Source organism: Pseudomonas sp. B15(2017) (assembly GCF_002113215.1).
Taxonomy (GTDB): domain Bacteria; phylum Pseudomonadota; class Gammaproteobacteria; order Pseudomonadales; family Pseudomonadaceae; genus Aquipseudomonas.
Genome location: NZ_NEJZ01000028.1, coordinates 1 through 16,850 on the forward strand (window position 1 = coordinate 1; position 16,850 = coordinate 16,850).

Annotated in this window: 19 protein-coding genes and 1 tRNA gene; 6 read left to right on the forward strand and 14 right to left on the reverse strand. The window is 58.7% G+C overall.

Annotated features, from left to right (window positions below):
• Positions 1–538: HNH/endonuclease VII fold putative polymorphic toxin (locus tag CAF73_RS30635; RefSeq protein ID WP_256574823.1), on the forward strand; the 538-nt coding region annotated here is incomplete at its 5' end.
• A 2-nt stretch (positions 539–540) separates the two neighbouring features.
• Positions 541–945 (forward strand): Imm50 family immunity protein, encoded by a 405-nt coding sequence (locus CAF73_RS28625; protein ID WP_085705286.1) that lies wholly within the window; start codon positions 541–543, stop codon positions 943–945.
• A 179-nt stretch (positions 946–1,124) separates the two neighbouring features.
• Here the strand turns inward: CAF73_RS28625 and CAF73_RS30330 are convergent, their stop codons facing one another.
• The 6 genes from CAF73_RS30330 to CAF73_RS28660 form a co-directional block, all read right to left on the reverse strand.
• Positions 1,125–1,289: a hypothetical protein gene (locus tag CAF73_RS30330; RefSeq protein ID WP_170929804.1), complete on the reverse strand. Its 165-nt coding sequence runs from the start codon at positions 1,287–1,289 to the stop codon at positions 1,125–1,127.
• A gap of 124 nt (positions 1,290–1,413) precedes the next feature.
• The gene (locus tag CAF73_RS28635) at positions 1,414–1,836 is read right to left on the reverse strand and encodes a glycine zipper domain-containing protein (RefSeq protein ID WP_085701200.1); all 423 of its coding nucleotides are present in this window, start codon (positions 1,834–1,836) and stop codon (positions 1,414–1,416) included.
• 137 nt (positions 1,837–1,973) lie between these two features.
• Entirely contained in the window at positions 1,974–2,342 is a 369-nt protein-coding gene (locus CAF73_RS28640) for a glycine zipper domain-containing protein (RefSeq protein ID WP_039769955.1), read from the reverse strand.
• Positions 2,343–2,656: 314 nt separating this feature from the next.
• Positions 2,657–2,845 (reverse strand): hypothetical protein, encoded by a 189-nt coding sequence (locus tag CAF73_RS28650; RefSeq protein ID WP_085701198.1) that lies wholly within the window; start codon positions 2,843–2,845, stop codon positions 2,657–2,659.
• A 281-nt stretch (positions 2,846–3,126) separates the two neighbouring features.
• Positions 3,127–3,447 (reverse strand): YbjQ family protein, encoded by a 321-nt coding sequence (locus CAF73_RS28655; RefSeq protein ID WP_007959944.1) that lies wholly within the window; start codon positions 3,445–3,447, stop codon positions 3,127–3,129.
• A 153-nt stretch (positions 3,448–3,600) separates the two neighbouring features.
• Positions 3,601–3,690: transfer RNA gene (locus CAF73_RS28660), tRNA-Ser, on the reverse strand.
• Between the two features lie 298 nt (positions 3,691–3,988).
• On the opposite strand from CAF73_RS28660, the gene CAF73_RS28665 reads away from it, so the two are divergent.
• The 3 genes from CAF73_RS28665 (at position 3,989) to CAF73_RS28675 (ending at position 6,723) form a co-directional block, all read left to right on the forward strand.
• The gene (locus CAF73_RS28665; RefSeq protein WP_085701196.1) at positions 3,989–4,678 is read left to right on the forward strand and encodes a crotonase/enoyl-CoA hydratase family protein; all 690 of its coding nucleotides are present in this window, start codon (positions 3,989–3,991) and stop codon (positions 4,676–4,678) included.
• Positions 4,679–4,894: 216 nt separating this feature from the next.
• On the forward strand, positions 4,895–5,617 hold the full coding sequence (locus CAF73_RS28670) for a 1-acylglycerol-3-phosphate O-acyltransferase (RefSeq protein WP_085705347.1): 723 nt from the start codon (positions 4,895–4,897) through the stop codon (positions 5,615–5,617).
• A gap of 134 nt (positions 5,618–5,751) precedes the next feature.
• Positions 5,752–6,723 carry a magnesium and cobalt transport protein CorA gene (locus CAF73_RS28675; RefSeq protein WP_011333223.1) on the forward strand — a complete coding sequence of 324 codons (972 nt, stop codon included), beginning with the start codon at positions 5,752–5,754 and terminating at the stop codon, positions 6,721–6,723.
• 40 nt (positions 6,724–6,763) lie between these two features.
• Here CAF73_RS28675 and CAF73_RS28680 read toward each other — a convergent pair whose 3' ends face one another.
• From CAF73_RS28680 to CAF73_RS28690, 3 genes are all read right to left on the reverse strand, one after another.
• The gene (locus tag CAF73_RS28680) at positions 6,764–7,486 is read right to left on the reverse strand and encodes an amidotransferase (protein WP_085705290.1); all 723 of its coding nucleotides are present in this window, start codon (positions 7,484–7,486) and stop codon (positions 6,764–6,766) included.
• 95 nt (positions 7,487–7,581) lie between these two features.
• Positions 7,582–9,726, reverse strand: coding sequence for a 3-hydroxyacyl-CoA dehydrogenase NAD-binding domain-containing protein (locus CAF73_RS28685; protein WP_085705292.1), 2,145 nt, complete (start codon positions 9,724–9,726; stop codon positions 7,582–7,584).
• 17 nt (positions 9,727–9,743) lie between these two features.
• On the reverse strand, positions 9,744–10,949 hold the full coding sequence (locus tag CAF73_RS28690; protein ID WP_085705294.1) for an acetyl-CoA C-acetyltransferase: 1,206 nt from the start codon (positions 10,947–10,949) through the stop codon (positions 9,744–9,746).
• 582 nt (positions 10,950–11,531) lie between these two features.
• On the opposite strand from CAF73_RS28690, the gene CAF73_RS28695 reads away from it, so the two are divergent.
• A complete protein-coding gene (locus CAF73_RS28695; protein WP_085705296.1) occupies positions 11,532–12,359 on the forward strand; it encodes a cytochrome c in 828 nt (275 codons plus the stop codon).
• A 14-nt stretch (positions 12,360–12,373) separates the two neighbouring features.
• Here CAF73_RS28695 and CAF73_RS28700 read toward each other — a convergent pair whose 3' ends face one another.
• The 5 genes from CAF73_RS28700 to CAF73_RS28720 all read right to left on the reverse strand — a co-directional run bounded on the left by CAF73_RS28700 (position 12,374) and on the right by CAF73_RS28720 (position 16,821).
• On the reverse strand, positions 12,374–13,183 hold the full coding sequence (locus CAF73_RS28700) for a transglutaminase family protein (protein WP_085705298.1): 810 nt from the start codon (positions 13,181–13,183) through the stop codon (positions 12,374–12,376).
• The gene (locus tag CAF73_RS28705) at positions 13,180–14,130 is read right to left on the reverse strand and encodes an alpha-E domain-containing protein (protein ID WP_007959974.1); all 951 of its coding nucleotides are present in this window, start codon (positions 14,128–14,130) and stop codon (positions 13,180–13,182) included. Before CAF73_RS28705 ends, CAF73_RS28700 begins: the two co-directional genes overlap by 4 nt.
• A 12-nt stretch (positions 14,131–14,142) precedes the next feature.
• Positions 14,143–15,552 (reverse strand): circularly permuted type 2 ATP-grasp protein, encoded by a 1,410-nt coding sequence (locus CAF73_RS28710; protein WP_039769936.1) that lies wholly within the window; start codon positions 15,550–15,552, stop codon positions 14,143–14,145.
• 478 nt (positions 15,553–16,030) lie between these two features.
• Positions 16,031–16,378, reverse strand: a complete 348-nt coding sequence (locus CAF73_RS28715; RefSeq protein WP_085701190.1) for a ribonuclease E inhibitor RraB — start codon at positions 16,376–16,378, stop codon at positions 16,031–16,033.
• Between the two features lie 209 nt (positions 16,379–16,587).
• Positions 16,588–16,821 (reverse strand): hypothetical protein, encoded by a 234-nt coding sequence (locus tag CAF73_RS28720; RefSeq protein ID WP_085690506.1) that lies wholly within the window; start codon positions 16,819–16,821, stop codon positions 16,588–16,590.
• Between the last annotated feature and the right edge of the window lie 29 nt (positions 16,822–16,850).

The window sequence follows — 16,850 nt, forward strand, 5'->3', positions numbered from 1 at the left end:
GGTGGGCCGGTACCTGACGCCGGATCCGGTGAAGCTGGCCGGGGGGCTGAACCAGTACCGGTACGTGCCGAATCCCACGGGGTGGGTGGATCCGTTGGGATTGACGTCCAATTGTCCGCCCAAAAATGGGAAATCAGTTGCTTGTTCAGATTTTGGTGAGGTTGAGCTTCCGAATGTTTCCAGACGCGGCGCTTTCAGACAGGCAAAAGCTGATGCAGGGATTCCAAAAGGTCAACAGCCAGACGTACAGTTTGACGAGATCAGTGGCAAACCAGGTCAGTTTATTTACATCAACATGACCGATATAAACGGCAGAAGCATCTTGAACGACTCCGGCATACCCATTAGAACTAGGCAGTATATGTATACTCGAGAGGATGGTTTCAAGCTCATATTGCAAGATCACTCTGCCGGGCATAAATTCGGCGATCCTAGGAAAACTGGAGATCAAGGACCACATTTCAACATCCGCCCCGCAGCCAACCCAAGAACTGGAAAAGTTAAAAATACAGACGAGCACTATCCTTTTAGGAAATAACCATGAAGCACTGGACCGATGTAGCAGAAAGCACTTTTTTCAACATGATCTTTAGCTCCCCAATAGCCATTGGAGAAATTAAACTTTTCATCTTAAATATCGACAACAATTACTCGACCGTCACCTTAGGTTTCGACATACCTGAAATCCCGGACACTCCTCCGAAAAAATGGGAAAAAATGGGATTTAACGCTTGCCGCATAGGTATAACATGCAGCGAAATAGAGGATTTGGCATTACACAATTTACCTACAGACAAAAACCTGAGGTTAACCATCAAAAATACTGGTTCACGGTTTGAAGTTTCGGCCGTCTCTGATAACTCATCGATACACTTCACGACCGCTTTTATATGCCTTCGCGAACCTACGGTTTATCTGACCACCACTCCACTCCATGAAACTTAATTAAAACCTTAAGACCTGAAACTTTAACTTCCATCGCGATATATTTTATTTGGTAGATTTGCGATTTTTTTTATAAAGAGACATGCTCAACCACTTTATTTTGTTTCAGTTGAGATTACTTAAATCTAACGAACAGCACACCAAAAAATCGCTGCAGGAAAATTGATGCGAGTGCCCCATCACTCATCATCATCAAAATCCTCATACTCAAGCTCGTCCTCACCCTCCATAAGCGGAACCGTCGCATCATCCATCAACGACCCCGGATCTTCATTCCCCGGATCATTGATAAACGGCAATCCGCTCGGGCCTTTTTCTTCCTTGCCTTCGGTTTCAGGAGTCATGGCGTACCTCGTCAATTGCATTCGTATACGACGTTCGAAAAGTATGGTCGCCATTCGTTCCTGCGCATGACGCGCAGGCGTAAAAAAACCCGGCTTAAAACCGGGTTTCTGTAGAACCCATCACTCAACGATGACGGTTCTTGTGTTTGTACTTGTGCTTGTGGCCACCACCGGAATGCGACTTGCCGCCATCGTCCCCCAGGTTGTTACCGACCGCACCACCCGCCGCGCCGCCCAGCCCTGCGCCGATGGTCGAACCGGTCGAGCCACCGAGGCTGTTGCCGACCACTGAACCGCCTGCGGCGCCGAGGCCGCCGCCAATGGCGGCTTCCGTACGATTGCGTTTGTTCGCTCCAACGGCACTGCCGGCCGCACCGCCAACGCCAGCACCTACCGCCGCGCCGGTACTGCCACCGAGCTGGCCGCCGACCACATTGCCCAACGCGCCACCCAATCCGCCACCCACGGCGGCAGTGCCATCGCCGGCGGCCATGGCACCTTGGGCCACGAACAATCCCAAAACCAATGCGGATAATGTCAATCGCATACAGACCTCACAGGTCCCGAGTCGGGACGGTACGCCCGCGGAGGGGGCTATGTGGTATTGGAGGCGCATCCGGCAAAAACGTTCAGCAACGAAAAGGCCCGGCATGAAGCCGGGCCTTTTCAGTCACGCGTTGGCAATCAGTGACGCTTATGGCCCTTGGACAGATTGCTGCCCACCGCGCCACCGGCTGCGCCGCCCAGGCCAGCACCGATGGTGGCGCCGGTCTTGCCGCCCAGGCTGTTACCGATCACCGAACCGCCTGCCGCACCGACACCGCCGCCAATGGCCGCTTTGGTACGAGCCCCTTTCTTGGCAGCCAATGCGCTGCCGGCCGCACCTGCCACACCTGCACCAATCGCTGCACCGGTGCTGCCGCCCATTTTCTGACCAACCACGTTACCCAGAGCGCCGCCCAGACCGCCACCCAATGCGGCGGTACCGTCGCCAGCCATCGCACCTTGAGCAACCAGAAGCCCCAGAACCAGAGCAGGCAGAGTTAAACGCATGACGAAAAACCTCAACAGAAGGAATAAAAAAGGTCGCAGATTGAATGCTCTTGCCGCGTCAATGTCCAGCGTCGCAACGCGCTTGGCGCCGATTGGACAGCGAATACAGAAAAGGTTTTATGACGAGCAAAAAAAAGCCCGCTGGGGAGACGGGCTGGAGACTTGCTTTCTAACGGATGGCTTCACCCTACTAACGCAGGTGTGAAAAGTTTGTGAAAAAAACCAGACAAAATCCTCAATCGATGTAAGACGCTTCCTGACCAAGGCAGAGCATAAAAAACCCCGTTCAATGGCGAGGCGTTGCAGGATAAGGATCACTTTCTGGAGCGAGTGGTGACCTTCGGCAGGAACTTCGCCTTCGGCCCCTTGGGTGCCGTGGACTTAATCTTGCCGGTCTGCACCGGGTCCTCGCCAAACCCGGCCTGATACTCCGTCTGGCCGCAGCGCACGCAATTGTTGAATGGAAATTCAGCCCCGTCGTCTTCGATGTACGGATCAGTCATCTCATCACCCCTTTTCAAATGCGGGCCGACACCGGCAAACCCTTTTGCCTGAAAAAATATCGACCTCCAAGGCTTTTGAGACTAGCCGGTCATTCCTGGACTTGTGATTCAGATCATCTGGGGGCCGACGAATGGCCTACGGAAATTAAACACAATGACGAACCATTGGTCCCGCGCCGCTAAAAACGCTGCTGACCTACGACTTGAAAGGCACCGCGCTGCTCAAACCACAGGGCTGATTGTCAGTAAAGGGCCCATTCCATTGAATGGGCTCACATGCCTCAGCGCAACTTGACCGCCGTGCCGGTCGCAAACACCACTACCATGCCACCCTTCCCTGCCGGCATGCTGATCTCGAAATCCACCCCGACCACCGCATCCGCCTGCAAAGCCCGCGCGCGCTCCTTGATCTCGTCAGTCGCCTGAACACGCGCCTCCTTCAACGCCCGCTCCAGCGTCTGCGAACGCCCGCCGAAAAAGTCCCGCATCCCGGCAAACATATCGCGAATCACATTCACGCCCTGCACCGACTCGGCACTGACGATATCCAGATAAGCCGTAATTTGCCGGCCTTCGATGGAGTGGGTGGTAGAAATGATCATGGAGGTCGTCCTTTTACATGCCGGAAATAGCCGCGATTGTAATGCCCTGGCAAAAGGAAGCCGAATCCGTCTCTGTGACCAAAAAATACTGGCGCCAGAATGCACAAAACCCCTGGTTTCCATAGAAACCAGGGGTTTTGTTTACATCGAATTTGGCGGTGAAGGAGAGATTCGAACTCTCGATACAGTTTCCTGTATACACACTTTCCAGGCGTGCTCCTTAAGCCACTCGGACACTTCACCGTATCTCTTCAAACATGTTCTGTCTGTCGAGGCGCGCTAATGTAGTCGAAAGCTTTTCTGATGGCAAACTTTTTTTCAGAATTTTCATGCGGTTAAGAGAAAAAGTCGTTACCCCCCCTCATGGAACCATGACGATCCGGCCAATCTCCGGTGAGCGCAGCCCTTCTATATGGGCGCGAATGCGTCAGCCACGCGTCGTGTCAGTCGGCAAACGGTGACTGGCGGGTCAGTCACATTGCTTTACCTGACCGGCGACGGTGGGTAACGTCTGCCCATCTTTCTTATAAGGAATTGCGCCATGAGCGACCTGATTGCCTACCACCTCGAAGACGGTATCGCGACCCTGACCCTGAGCAACGGCAAGGTCAACGCCATTTCCCCGGACGTGATCGCAGCCTTCAACGCGGCGCTGGATCAGGCAGTGGCGGATCGTGCCGTCGTGATCATCACCGGTCAGCCGGGCATTCTCTCTGGCGGCTATGACCTGAAAGTGATGACTGCCGGCCCTAAGGAAGCGGTGTCGCTGGTAACCGCCGGCTCGACCCTGGCCCGCCGCCTGCTGTCGCACCCGTTCCCGGTGATCGTTGCGTGCCCGGGACATGCCGTGGCCAAAGGTGCGTTCATTCTGTTGTCCGCCGACTATCGGATCGGTGTCGACGGCCCGTTCAGCATTGGTCTGAATGAAGTGCAGATCGGCATGACCATGCACCACGCCGGCATCGAGCTGGCCCGTGATCGCCTGCGTCGCTCGGCTTTCCACCGTTCGGTGATCAACGGCGAGATGTTTGATCCGCAAAGTGCAGTGGATGCCGGTTTCCTCGACAAAGTAGTTTCTGCCGAGGAACTGCAAGGTGCCGCCCTCGCCGCCGCGCGTCAGCTGAAGAAGATCAACATGACTGCGCACAAGAACACCAAGTTGAAGGTGCGCAAGGCGCTGCTGGAAACTCTGGACAACGCGATCATCCAGGATCAGGAGCATCTGGGCTGATACCCGGCTCGCCCCGATTCAGAAAAGCCCGACCGTCGTGTCGGGCTTTTTCTTGCACGCTCTGTTGAAAACTCGGCAGCAGCTCTAGGACGCCTCTGACCAACAAGTCGGAAACATGCGCTTAAACATCGCCCATCTCCGGACTCTTTAGCGGCAATTGCCGAAAACAGTGCACATCCGTACACTGCGCCACCTTTTGTCCCGATGGGCCTGAAAATGCTGTTTGTGTTTCGTATGTTATTGATGAGCCTGCACTTTATTCTTGCGGGAATACTCGGAGTGATACTCGGGCTGTGCCGGCCATTCAATCCGGACAACAGTCGCCTGTGTGCCCGCCTCTATGCATTGCCGGCCATGTGCATTTTGCGTCTGCGGGTGAAGGCCGATGTGGGCCCATTGATGAACAAACCCGACAGCTGCGTGATCATTGCCAACCACCAGTCCAACTACGACCTGTTCGTGTTCGGTAACGTGGTGCCGCGTCGTACGGTGTGCATCGGCAAAAAAAGCCTGAAGTGGGTGCCGCTGTTCGGGCAGCTGTTCTGGCTGGCGGGCAATGTGTTGATCGATCGCGGGAACGCGCACAAGGCGCGCCGGTCGATGCTGACCACCACTGACACCTTGCAGCACAAGGACACCTCGATCTGGGTCTTCCCGGAAGGCACTCGCAACCTGGGTGAGGAAATGCTGCCGTTCAAGAAAGGCGCATTCCAGATGGCCATCGCCGCCGGAGTGCCGATCGTTCCGGTGTGTGTCAGCAGCTACATCAAGCACATGCGCCTGAACCGCTGGCACAGCGGGAAAATTCTCATACGCTCGCTGCCGGCCATTCCTACCGCCGGACTGACCATGGACGACATGCCCATGCTCATCAGCCAGTGCCGCGAGCAGATGCGCGAGTGCATCGATGCAATGGATCGGCAACTGCAAGCCGCATAAAAAAGAAGCCCGCCCCGTGCGGGTTTTCTTTTGCCCGGTGAACTGTGCAGATTTCACTGACTCTCAAGCAGCGACATGGCTAAGCTGAAGTCATGTCTCCCCTGCCATCTGTCAAGAAGAAGTGAATCACCACCATGGGTCGAGTTGTTGCTGCTGCGGTTTACAGCGCCGGTAAGAAAGTCACCAATATTTCCCTCGACGAAGGCGCGGCCTGGGCCGCCAAGACCGGCCACTTCGTCTGGATCGGCCTCGAAGAGCCGAACGCTCAGGAACTGTCCAACCTGCAACGCCAGTTCAACCTGCACGAACTGGCCATTGAAGACGCCCTGGAAAAGCACAGCCGGCCGAAGCTGGAAACCTTTGGCGACGCGCTATTCATCGTCACCTACTCGCCGGTGCGCGAACACGGAATTCTGCAGTTCATCGAAACCCACATCTTCGCCGGCAAGGGCTACATCATCACCGCCCGCAACGGTCACTCGGCGTCCTACGCCCATGTCCGCCAACGCTGTGAGGCGCGGCCACTGTTGCTGGAACACGGGGAAGATTTCGTACTGTATGCGCTGCTGGATTTCGTCATCGAAAACTATCAGCCGGTGGGTGAAGCGATCCACGCCGAGATAGATGAACTGGAGCGCAACGTGTTGTGCAGCGCACTGAATGAGCACGACATCCAGAAGCTTCACGGCCTGCGTCGCGATGTCCTGCGTTTGCGTCGATACGCCGCGCCGATGGTGGAAATCGGCGAGGAACTGCAGAAGCTGAGCTTCCCCTTCATCGACAAGAACATGCGCCCGTACTTTCGCGACGTACAGATCCACGTGAACCGGCAGATGGAAGATCTGACCACCCTGGCCGACATCGCCAGCCAGACCATCGAAATCGGCGTGCTGCTGGAAGCCTCACGCCAGAGCGTCGTGCAGCGTAAATTCGCTGCGTGGGCGGCGATTCTGGCGTTCCCGACGGCGGTGGCCGGGATTTACGGGATGAACTTCCAGAACATGCCGGAGCTGAGCTGGCATTACGGCTATTTCGGCGTGCTGGGATTTATCACGGTCGGCTGCGTGAGCCTGTGGGCAAGCTTCAAGAAATCCGGCTGGCTATAAGAAAAAACGCCCCCGTTGCAAGGCACGAGGGCGTCAGGGCTCAAGCAGCGGTCGGTTTGTGCGCCACGAAGCGCATCATCCATTCCGCCACGGTGGTGCCGTGGTGCTGATGTTCCAGACTGGCCACGCCCTTGCTGTAGACCTGCTCGCCCAGCGCTTCCTGACGCAGATCCAGCAGCGCTCGCGAATAGTCGTGAATGAATTCCGGATGTCCCTGGAAGCACAGCACCTGATCGTTGATGTGGTACGCCGCGTACGGGCAGAAATCGCTGGAAGCAATCACCGTTGCGTTCTCCGGCAGCACCGTCACCTGATCCTGGTGGCTGATCAAAAGCGTCAGCTCTTCGCGCACCGGGCTCATCCACGGTGCCTTGGCCGCCAGTTTGTAATTGTGAATGCCGACGCCCCAACCTTGCGTAGCACGCTCGCTCTTGCCGCCCAGCAGCAGTGCCAGCAACTGATGGCCGAAGCACACGCCCAGCAGTTTGTCGCCGCGCTCATAACGGGTCAGGAGGTATTGCTTGAGTGTCTGGATCCACGGATCGGTACCAAACGAGTCGGCCTTGCTGCCGGTCACCAGGTAAGCATCGAAGGTCAGGTCATCACTCGGATAATCGCCCTGCATCACGTTGTAGACCGTGAACTCGGCGGCGATCGGTTGCTGCGAGAACAGGCGCTGGAACATCTGCCCGTAACCCTGATATTGATCGACCAGTTCCGGACGCAGGATGTCGGTTTCCAGAATGCAGATGCGTAGCGACATAAAAAATACCTGACACGTGATGGGAATAATGCACACCCCAGAGCCTGCCTCGAAACCACCCGGCAAGGCAAGCCCCGAAATGCGTTCCCAGCCCGTTAGAACAACTCGCCTTTCGCAGCCTTCTCCAGCAGCAGCGCTGGCGGTGCGAAACGCTCACCGTACTGTTCCGCCAGGTACTGCGCCCGCGCGACAAAGTCCTTCACCCCATATTGGTTGATGAACTGCAGCGCACCGCCCGTCCATGCCGCGAAGCCGATACCGAAAATCGAGCCGACGTTCGCATCCGCCGTCGACGTCAGCACGCCCTCCTCCACGCAACGTACGGTTTCAATCGCCTGCACGAACAGCAGTCGATCACGCACGTCCTTCGGCGAAATCTGCCCGTCGGCTTTCTCGAAGCGGGTTTTCAGTTCGGGCCACAGATGCTTCTGCCCACCCGACGGGTACTCATAAAAACCGCCTCCCGCGGCCTTGCCCGGCCGCTTGTATTCGTTGAGCAGCAAGTCAATCACGGCAAACGCCGGGTGCTCAATCAGCGGTTTCCCTTCTGCTTGAAGGTCTTTGGCCGTTTGTTGACGGATATGGCTCATCAGGCTGAGGGAAACTTCGTCAGAGATCGCCAGCGGCCCGACAGGCATGCCGGCCTTGCGCGCTTCGGTCTCGATCATCGGCGCACTGACGCCCTCACCCAGCATCGCAATGCCTTCATTGATGAAGGTGCCGAATACTCGCGAAGTGAAGAAGCCGCGACTGTCGTTGACCACAATCGGGGTTTTCTTGATTTGCAGTACGAAATCGAACCCGCGTGCGAGGGTTTCGTCGCTGGTTTGCGCGCCTTTGATGATTTCCACCAACGGCATTTTTTCCACCGGGCTGAAGAAGTGCAGGCCGATGAACTTGCCTTGATCCGGTACTGCGGTCGCCAAACCAGTGATTGGCAAGGTAGAGGTGTTGGAAGCAATCACCGCGTCGGCGCCGACCACTTGCTGCGCCGCTGCCGAGACCTTGGCCTTGAGTTGACGATCCTCGAACACCGCCTCGATGATCAGATCGCAGCCTGCCAGATCGGTATCGCTTTCAGTGGTCTGGATACGCGCCAGAACCGCTTCACGCTGTTGCGCATTCATCTGCCCGCGAGCAACTTTCTTGTCCAGCAACGCCGCCGAATGCGCCTTGCCCTTTTCCGCAGCCGCGAGGTTGACGTCCTTGAGCACGACGTCGATCCCGGCCGACGCGCTGACATAGGCGATTCCCGCGCCCATCATGCCCGCGCCGAGGACGCCCACACGCTTCGTCACATAAGGCGCAAAACCCTGCGGCCGAGAACCGCCGGCATTGATTTCATTGAGCTGGAACCAGAAGGTGCCGATCAGGTTTTTCGAGATCTGGCCAGTGGTCAGTTCAGTGAAATAACGGGTTTCGATCAGGTGCGCCGTGTCGAAATCCACCTGCGCGCCTTCCACCGCCGCGCACAGAATCTTCTCCGGCGCCGGCAACGTGCCCTGGGTTTTGGTGCGCAGGATCGACGGCGCAATCGCCAGCATCTGCGCGACTTTCGGGTTCGACGGCGTACCGCCGGGAATCTGATAGCCCTTTACGTCCCAACGCTGCACGGCCGCAGGATTGGCCAGAATCCAGGCCCGGGCCTTGGCCAGCAACTCATCGCGATCCGCCGCCAGCTCATCGATCAAACCCGCCTGCAATGCCTGTTGCGGACGAACCTTCTTGCCTTCGAGCAGATATGGCAGAGCCTTTTCAATACCGAGCATGCGCACCATGCGCACCACGCCACCGCCGCCCGGCAACAGCCCGAGGGTCACTTCCGGCAAACCGAGCTGTATCGACGCATCGTCCATGGCCACGCGGTGGTGGCAGGCCAGGCAGATTTCCCAGCCGCCGCCGAGCGCCGCGCCGTTGATCGCCGCGACCACCGGTTTGCCGAGGGTTTCCAGGGTGCGCAACTGCCCCTTGAGGGTCAGCACCATGTCGTAGAAAGCCTTGGCTTCGGGCTTGCCAACCTTGATCAGTTCATTCAGGTCGCCACCGGCGAAGAAGGTTTTCTTGGCCGACGTGATGATCACCCCGGCGATGTCATCTTTTTCCGCCTGCAATCGGGCGACGCTTTCGGCCATGGCCTCGCGGTACACCGCGTTCATGGTGTTGGCGCTCTGGCCCGGCATGTCGATGGTCAGGAGGACGATGCCGTCCTGGCCTTTTTCGTAACGAATGGCTTGGGTCATGACAGGATTCCTTGGGGTCAGAGGCGTTCGATGATGGTGGCGATACCCATGCCGCCGCCGACGCACAGCGTCGCGAGGCCGTAGCGCAGGCGTCGGGCTTCCAGTTCATCGAGCAAGGTGCCGAGGATCGCGCAACCGGTGGCCCCCAACGGGTGGCCCATGGCGATCGAGCCGCCATTGACGTTGACCTTGTCCGGGTCGACAGCCATGTCCTTGATGAACTTCAGCACCACCGAGGCAAACGCCTCGTTGACCTCGAACAGGTCGATGTCTTCCACCCGCAGCCCGGCCTTGGCCAGCGCCTTGCGAGTGGCCGGCGCCGGGCCGGTGAGCATGATGGTCGGGTCAGTGCTGGTGATCGCCGTGGCGACGATCCGCGCCCGGGGTTGCAGGCCCAGCGCCCGCCCCTTGGCCTCGGAGCCGATCAACATCAGTGCCGCGCCGTCGACGATCCCCGAGCTGTTGCCCGGCGTGTGCACATGGTTGATGCGCTCGACATGGCTGTAGACCCGCAATGCCGTGGCGTCGAAACCCATCTGGCCGATCATCTCGAAGCTCGGCTTGAGCTTGCCCAGACCTTCAAGGGTCGACTCTGCACGAATGAACTCATCGTGATCGAGCAGGATGATGCCGTTCTGGTCCTGCACCGGCACCAATGACTTATTGAACGAACCGTCGGCCCGGGCGCGAGCGGCTTTGTGCTGCGAGTGCAGCGCGTAGGCATCGACGTCCTGACGGCTGAAACCTTCAAGCGTGGCGATCAGATCCGCGCCGACGCCTTGCGGTGTGAAATGGCTGTGCAAATTGGTTTGCGGATCCAGCGCCCAAGCGCCGCCGTCGCTACCCATCGGCACGCGGGACATGGATTCCACACCGCCGACCACCACCAGGTCTTCGAACCCGGAGCGCACTTTCATCGCCCCCAGGTTTACCGCCTCCAGCCCTGACGCGCAGAAGCGGTTGATCTGCACGCCCGCGACGCTGACGTCCCAATCGGCCACCTGCACGGCAGTCTTGGCGATGTCCGAGCCCTGATCGCCAATCGGCGTGACACAACCGAGCACGACGTCATCGACCTGGCTGGTGTCCAGTTCGGTACGAACCTGCAAAGCGCTCAAGAGCCCGGCCACCAGGTTCACCGGTTTGACGCTGTGCAGCGAACCGTCGGCCTTGCCCTTGCCACGGGGCGTACGTAACGCGTCGAAAATCAAAGCTTGGGTCATGACGTCCTCGAACCTGTGCGGTGAGTGAAATTCGTGCTGTCACTGTTGTCTTCGCAGGTCATGGATTCAATGACCACAGCGCTCAATGACGTTGACGCGCACGCTCAGACGGACGGTCATCCGTGCCTTGATTAACCGGTTCAGGTGCGCGAGCTGTCTAGCAAAAGGGCGACAAAGAAGCTGGCAATGGGCCTCATGCCTTTTTAATCGCGATCAGTATGAAATACATACGAAATGGATCTAAGCGAAGCGTGACGCGGGCCCTAAGGTGAAGATGTACGTCATTGTCGTCGGGTTTTGCCGAGACAGGCGTTCGCTACAGGAAGTGCAGCGCTTGCCATCATGGACATGCAGGCAAGCATCAGGAAATAACAAAAAAGGCGGTCAAGCCATGTTCAAACAACCGAAAGTTCGTCAAGCAGGGCTCATTCTTTTCGCCACGACGCTGTTGTTGATTCTGCCGAATCTGACCAAGGTCATCGGCTGATTCAAGCGGCAGGTATAGTTCATCGCCACTGAAAATGTGACTGGCCCGCTATCCGGGCCAGCGTGGCTGTGCCAATCTCTGCGCACTTCCACGACATGGACGGCGATCACTTGAAAACGCTCATTATGTTCGGGGCCATGCTGCTGAGCTTGCCCCTGTCTGCCGCACAGCTGAATTTGGAGCTGGGCGAGAACAGCCGCATCTGGCAGACCGAGGAATTGCTCAAGCATCCTCAGGTACAAACCCTCACGATCAAGAATGATGTGTCCTACAAGAAGGACATGACTTATCGCGCCGTGCCGATGGCCGCGCTGCTGCCCGGCATCAAACCGGACGATCACCTGCAAGCCGTAGCGCTGGACGGTTTTGCCGCTGAGCTGTCCGCCGCGCCGCTACTGAACAACAAGGGTTCGCGCGCCTGGCTGGCCATCGAAGATCCGGCACAGCCCTGGCCGCCGCTGTCGGAGGGCAAGCACAGCGCCGGGCCGTTCTATCTGGTGTGGACCGATCCGCAGGCCGGCAATATCAGTCCGGAACAATGGCCATTTGAAGTCGCGAGCATCAAGCGCATGGCGCCAGTGGCCGAGCGCTTCCCTGCCCTGCTGCCGGATCCTGCGCTGAAGGCCGATGATCCGGTGAATCAAGGTTTCGCGCTATTCCAGAAGAATTGCCTGGCCTGCCATCGCCTCAATGGTGCGGGCGATGCGCAATTCGGGCCGGACCTGAATATTCCATACAACCCGACCGAATACTTCGGCGCGGACTTCCTCAAGCGCTACATCCGCGATCCGCAGAGTCTGCGCCAGTGGCCACAGGCGAAGATGCCGGGGTTTTCCGCCGAGGTGTTACCGGACGCGGATCTGCAGAAACTGGTGGGGTACTTACAGCACATGGCCGGGCGCAAGGTTGCGCCCGCCAAGTAAACCGACAACATCGTTTACTGCTGTTGCACCGAGATAACCGGCGCAGGTGTCGGCGACACCAGCACTTTCGCGTGCATCTGCTCTGACCCGCCGCCCCGACGCATGCCCCGCACCGGGCAGGCGTCGAGGTAATCCAGGCCCACCGCCAATTTCAAGTGTCGTTCCGGCCGCGCCAGTTCATTGGTCACGTCAAAGCTGTACCAGGCGTCATCGATCCAGGCTTCGGCCCAGGCGTGACTGGCCAGGTGTTCGCAATCCTCGCTGTACAGATAACCCGACACATAGCGCGACGGCACACCGAGGCTGCGCGCACAGGCCAGAAATGCGTGGGCGTGGTCCTGGCAAACACCCGCACGTCCGGCGAAGGCCTCGGCGGCGCTGGTGTCGACCTCGGTGGAACCCGGCGTGTAGGTCATGTGCTGGTTCAGCCCATGCATCAGGTCAATCAATGCGTTGCGGTCCCGTCGTTGTTTGCAGGACTTCTCGGCGAACGCCCGCAGCGCCTCGTCAGCCTCGGTCAGCCGGGTGAAACGCAGGAACGGCAGCGCCGACTGGCTCTCATGCTCCGCTTCGCGCAATTCGTCGATATCAACCTGCCCACGGGCACCGATGATGATCGCTTCGTGGGGCTCGTCCATGGTCAGCACATGCAGGATGTTGCCGAACGGATCGAGCTGGGCCCGCACCGGGCGCGGCAGGTCGAGCTGCCAGCTCAGCACATGCTGACGCTCGCTGTCGTGGGGTGTCAGGCGCAGGTACTGGATGCTCGCGCGCACCTGATCTTCGTAGTGATAGGTGGTCTCGTGGCTGATGGAAAGTCTCATGCGGCCTCCAGGTAGGAACTGTGAATGGCGTTGCCCAACTGGCGAACCAGCGGGATGAACTCGGTGAGCCAGGCGTGCAGCCCTTCCTCGAGAATTTCTTGAATGCCGGTGTAGCGCAGGCGTGCGTCCATTTCCGCTGCAAGCCGTTGCGCGGGACGACCGTTTGCCCCCGGCAACTGCGCCAGAATCTGGTCGATTTCTTCGGTGCAGGCCCGCAGCGAACGCGGCACATCGGCACGCAACAGCAGCAACTCGGCCACATGCCGGGCGCCCGGCGCATCGCGATAGATCTCGGTGTAGGCCTCGAACGATGACAGCGCTCGCAACAGCGCACTCCACTGGTAATAGGCGTGAGCGGTGCCATCGCTGACCGCTTCGGCTTGATCACCCGCCATTTCATAGCGAGCATCGAGTAGTCGCAGCGTGTTGTCCGCGCGCTCGATGAACGTGCCCAGGCGAATGAAACGAAACGCATCGTTACGCATGATGGTGCCGTAGGACGCCCCCCGGAACAGATGCGAACGTTCCTTGATCCACTCGCAGAAGCGGCTCATGCCATAGCGGCTGAGGCCCTGATTGGCAATCCCGCGGATCTCCAGCCAGGTGGCGTTGATGTTCTCCCACATGTCGGCGGTGATCCGACCGCGCACCGCGTGGGCGCTGGCTCGCGCCGCACCGAGACAGCTGTAGATGCTCGCGGGGTTGGCCGCGTCGAGGGCGAAAAAGTGCAGCAATCGTTCGGCATGCAACTCGCCGTGGCGTTCCAGGTAATCGTCCAGCGTGCCGGTGATCAGCAGCGGCATCGCCAGTTCGTGCAGACCGTCGCCACGGCCGTCCTGCGGCATCAGCGACAGCGAATAGCTGACATCGAGCATGCGGGCGAGGTTTTCCGCCCGCTCCAGGTAACGCGACATCCAGTACAGATCCGAGGCAGTTCTACTTAACATGGCAGGCTTCCTTCAATCCTCGACCACCCAGGTGTCCTTGGTTCCGCCACCCTGGGATGAATTCACCACCAGAGAGCCTTCACGCAGGGCGACACGGGTCAAACCGCCGGGCACGACCCGGGTTTCGCGGCCGGACAATACGAACGGGCGCAGGTCGATATGGCGCGGCGCAATGCCGTTTTCGACAAAGGTCGGACAGGTTGACAGCGACAGCGTCGGTTGCGCGATGTAGGCGTGAGGCTTGGCCTTGATCCGCTCGCGGAATGCATCGATTTCCGCTGTCGTCGCTGCGGGCCCCACGAGCATGCCGTAACCGCCGGAGCCCTGAGTCTCCTTGACCACCAGATCGGGAAGATTGGCCAGCACGTGGGAAAGCTCGGACGGATTACGGCATTGCCAGGTCGGCACGTTCTTCAGGATCGGTTCTTCGTCGAGGTAGAAACGGATCATCTCGGTGACAAACGGATACACCGATTTGTCGTCCGCCACGCCGGTGCCGATCGCGTTGGCCAGCACCACGTTGCCCGAGCGATAGGACGACAGCAGCCCCGGCACGCCGAGCATCGAATCCGGGCGGAAGGCCAGCGGATCCAGAAACGCGTCGTCGAGCCGGCGGTAGATCACGTCCACCGCTTTCGGGCCGTCGGTGGTGCGCATGAAAACCTTGTCGTCGCGCACGAACAGGTCCGCGCCCTCCACCAGTTCCACGCCCATTTCCCGAGCGAGGAACGCGTGCTCGAAAAACGCGCTGTTGAAACGACCTGGTGTCAGCACCACGACGCTCGGGTCGTCGATCGGGCTTGAACTTTTCAGGGTGTCGAGCAACAGGTTCGGATAATGGTCGATCGGGGCGATGCGCTGGGCGGCGAACAGCTCGGGGAACAGGCGCATCATCATCTTGCGGTCTTCGAGCATGTAGCTCACGCCGCTCGGCGTGCGCAGGTTGTCCTCGAGCACGTAATACGTACCGTCGCCGTCACGCACCAGATCGACGCCGGAAATGTGCGAATAGATATCGCGGTGCAGATCCAGCCCCTGCATCGCCAACTGGTATTGCTCGTTGGCCAGCACCTGCTCGGCTGGAATGATCCCGGCCTTGATGATGCGCTGCTCGTGGTAAAGGTCGGCGAGGAACATGTTCAGCGCCTTGACCCGCTGGATGCAGCCGCGCTCGACAATCCGCCACTCGCTGGCGGGGATGCTGCGCGGAATGGTGTCGAAGGGAATCAGGCGTTCTGTCCCTTGCTCGTCCCCGTAGAGCGTGAACGTGATCCCGGCACGATGGAACAGCAGATCGGCCTCGCGTCGCCGCTGGGCCAGCAATTCGTCAGGCGTCTCGGCCAGCCAGCGGGCAAACTCCCGGTAATGCGGGCGGATCTGGCCGCCGGCATCGTACATTTCATCAAAATAGGTGCGGATCATGCCGTACTCCTTGTCACTCCGGACATACAGGCCATCGCAAGGCCCGTGCCATCGGCATAAACGCTTTGATATCAATCGGTTGGATATTCACGTCGCACGCACCGCACCATTCCTGTGCGGCAAATGCCCCAACCTGATCGCCCCCGCTTCATTGCGACGCAGTCCCGTCGCCTATCACCAGCATAGTCAGAGTTGATTTCACTGCCCGCCGGCGGCTGAGGATAATCCGCGCATCCGCTGCAAAAACGTCCTTGACGAAGCCCGCAGCCCCCACTGATCCGGCTTGCCTCGGCAGCCCTCCCGGCCGTAACCCTGACCGGTTTCCTCTCCTTCCGGTCTTCCCTTTCAGCCACCTCTTCAGGTGGCTTTTTTTTGCGCCGGTTTCTTGTTTCAGGGTTTTGCCGTGAAATGTTCAAGGTGCAGAAACGACAACGGCCGACCCGAAGGTCAGCCGCAGTTCGACATGTTGCGAGAGTAATCAGTTCAAACGGTGCCGGCTGCGGATCTCCTGTTTCACGCCCCAGCCTTCGATGATGCCGCCCAAAGGCTCGACCACCGCCGAAAAGCCCTGCTCGAAATCGCCAATATCGTCGTAGGTTGCGTACATCACTTTGCTCAATTCCAGCGACCAGGCGCCGTCGTCGCGCGCACTGACCTGGGCATTGATGGATTCACCGCGAAACTTGCCTGCCGCCCTGCGCGCCCGCTCCTCGTCCGGGAAAATGGCGTAGAACTCGATGGGATGGAATCGGGAAAAATCGAAACCGCCTTCTTTCATGCGGCGCAGCACGCTGCTGCTGATGTCTTCTTGATAGGCTGTGCTCATGAAACGTCCCCCTCGCATAGATGGATAGACTTTCCGTATTCCCTGCACCTGGCCGAACAGCCCAGGCATTACGGCAACCGCGTTGCCGCCGGGAAACAAGCATGTAGCTGACAAGACCAGACCTTAGCGATCCGTTCGCTGATCTCGCTTGCAGAGTAGCCCCAAGAGAGAGCCGCTGCCAAGGCCTGGCAAGTAATGTAAAAGAAGATTCAGATTGGGGTGATGCTGCGGATTTCGATGCTGTGCTGGGTTTTCAGGCTTTTTACGCCGGCATCGGCGGTGCGCCCTTCCAGGTCGTTCAGGTCAAGCTCGGCGGCGACCGGCAGCAATCGTTCCTTGATGAGGCGGGCTGCCCGTTCATGACTGGGGCATTCCTCGCACTCGAAGACTTCGTCGATCGTTTCACCATGATCGTCCACGAAAGTGACTTTCCACTTTGACATCGGAGCCTCCTCGATCAAACCCGCAAGTG